The sequence below is a fragment of the Vreelandella massiliensis genome, assembly GCF_900155385.1.
GTDB lineage: Bacteria > Pseudomonadota > Gammaproteobacteria > Pseudomonadales > Halomonadaceae > Vreelandella > Vreelandella massiliensis.
Genome location: NZ_LT699751.1, coordinates 1 through 1,756, shown reverse-complemented (window position 1 = coordinate 1,756; position 1,756 = coordinate 1). Strand labels below are relative to the sequence as shown.

Genomic DNA, 1,756 nt, shown 5'->3' with positions numbered 1-1,756 from the left:
GATAGCCGGGTTCAACAAACTGGAACTCGTCGTGAATAACGTGAAGTTCCAGGATGGTGAGCCTTTAACCGATCAATCAGACAGCAACGCCGCTTGACCGCTGTACACCAGACTTGACCATAACTCGAGCAACATCTCGCTTAAATGGATCAGCTGAAAGCGTTTGAGCTTATCGATGCCGGGTAAATCTGACAGGACGTTGGAGGCTGTCAGATAGTGCAGCTGCGTTCCTGTGCTTTGCCAGAATTGCTGAGCCGCATGGAGATCACCCTCAAACGGGGTGTGGATAAGCTGATCTTCCAGAAAGGTTTTTAGCTGAGGTGATACCGCTAGCGATGGGATGTGCTGCGGGGAGTCAATCGTGGTCATAAAAGGTTCCTTTACCTAGTGGGCAAAGGAATAATATGTATTTATGACAGGGCTTTATGACGTCTGAGAGATGACCACGGTTACCTGAGGGAGATCAGGCAGACAGGATGACTTCCTGCCTGCCTTCCGCATCAGCCATTAAATTCATTCAGCACGTGGCAGCGCGTGTTCACGTGTTTTTATTCCGGCCTGAAGGTAGCTCCGCCAGATGGCGCAAATTACGTTCTATCTTGATAAAGATGGAGAGGAAGACAATAAACAAGAAAGCGCCAAAAGTGCCACCTGCTATGTAGAGGCTTTGCATTCCTTCCACTTTGCCTTGGGCATGTTCTCGCTGCGCTTGATTGCGGCGTCGGTCTTCTGCACTGAGGGCTTGATCAAATTGACGATCGAAGTCATCGAGCACCTCATTGACGATATCAATTAAATTTTGGCTGTCAGCGACGTCGATAACCTGTTCATCCTGCAGAACATTGCGGACATAGGGCACAATATCATTGGCATACGCTTGTGTAAGGCGTGACGTGTTATAGGCTTCAGCACGAGTACGTATATGGTTAATCACAAAGTCTTTATTAATCCAGCCCGTTTCCCCTGTTACTTCGGTTGCGAACTCATCGACCAAATTGGCGACGTCTTCATATTGCGATTGAAGGGGATTTTCTTCCGTTGAGCCTTGGGATGCTGGCGAGGCATTGTCGGGGGAAGCCTCCGCTGTTGAGCGCTCCGAGGCGTTGTCCGTTGGTTGATATTGGGTAATCAGCGATTGCTTATACCCCGTATTTGCTTCTATCTCGGGTGTATAGGGATCGAATGTGGGGGGTCCACTAATGACCTTTAAGGCATTAAGACCAAAGAAAATGGCGCCCAGTAATAGCCCTCCTGAAATAATCAGCACCACACCGCGTAGGATACCTAAATAAATATTTTCCAGTTTTTGTAGCATGTGGTTATTCCCTGCCTTGCCTGCGTTTGAAAATGGTTTTAGCAGTCTAACAAGGCATATGGGCTTCAAGTAGCGGGTCTAATCGCCCCCCTTTAAAAGAATAAAATAGCGATCCCATTCGCAAGGGCCTTACTCTGCGTATGTACGACATCACTTACCCAGATTTACGCGATAGCTTACAAGCTTCTCCGCCAAAAGCGTCACCTTCGGAACATAGGAACACAGCAAAACGGGGGCTATTCGGGCATAAAATCGCGTTTAATGTCGATACGAAAGGTAAAAGCTTCGTGGCACGAGATTGGGGGATTTTAAGAGCTTTCCGGTGGGTAAAAGCTTGGTGTCATTCGTTCATTCGGAGACACAACCGTGACCGCTTCTGCCTTCGCCGTTATGCTAGCCGCCACGATACGCCCGATGCAGAGGATAATGCCTGAATGAGCG

General features: G+C 48.5%; 2 protein-coding genes. Both read right to left on the bottom strand.

The annotated features are described in order from the left end of the window. Window positions 1–72 precede the first annotated feature (72 nt). Window positions 73–369 carry a hypothetical protein gene (locus BQ9846_RS15440; protein ID WP_075881947.1) on the bottom strand — a complete coding sequence of 99 codons (297 nt, stop codon included), beginning with the start codon at window positions 367–369 and terminating at the stop codon, window positions 73–75. A gap of 169 nt (window positions 370–538) precedes the next feature. Then, window positions 539–1,315, bottom strand: coding sequence for a hypothetical protein (locus BQ9846_RS15435; protein WP_075881946.1), 777 nt, complete (start codon window positions 1,313–1,315; stop codon window positions 539–541). Window positions 1,316–1,756 lie beyond the last annotated feature (441 nt).

Coding starts and splice junctions, on each gene's coding strand:
- BQ9846_RS15435 (WP_075881946.1), bottom strand. CDS start 1,315: ATGCTACAAAAACTGGAAAATATTTATTTAGGTATCCTACGCGGTGTG.
- BQ9846_RS15440 (WP_075881947.1), bottom strand. CDS start 369: ATGACCACGATTGACTCCCCGCAGCACATCCCATCGCTAGCGGTATCA.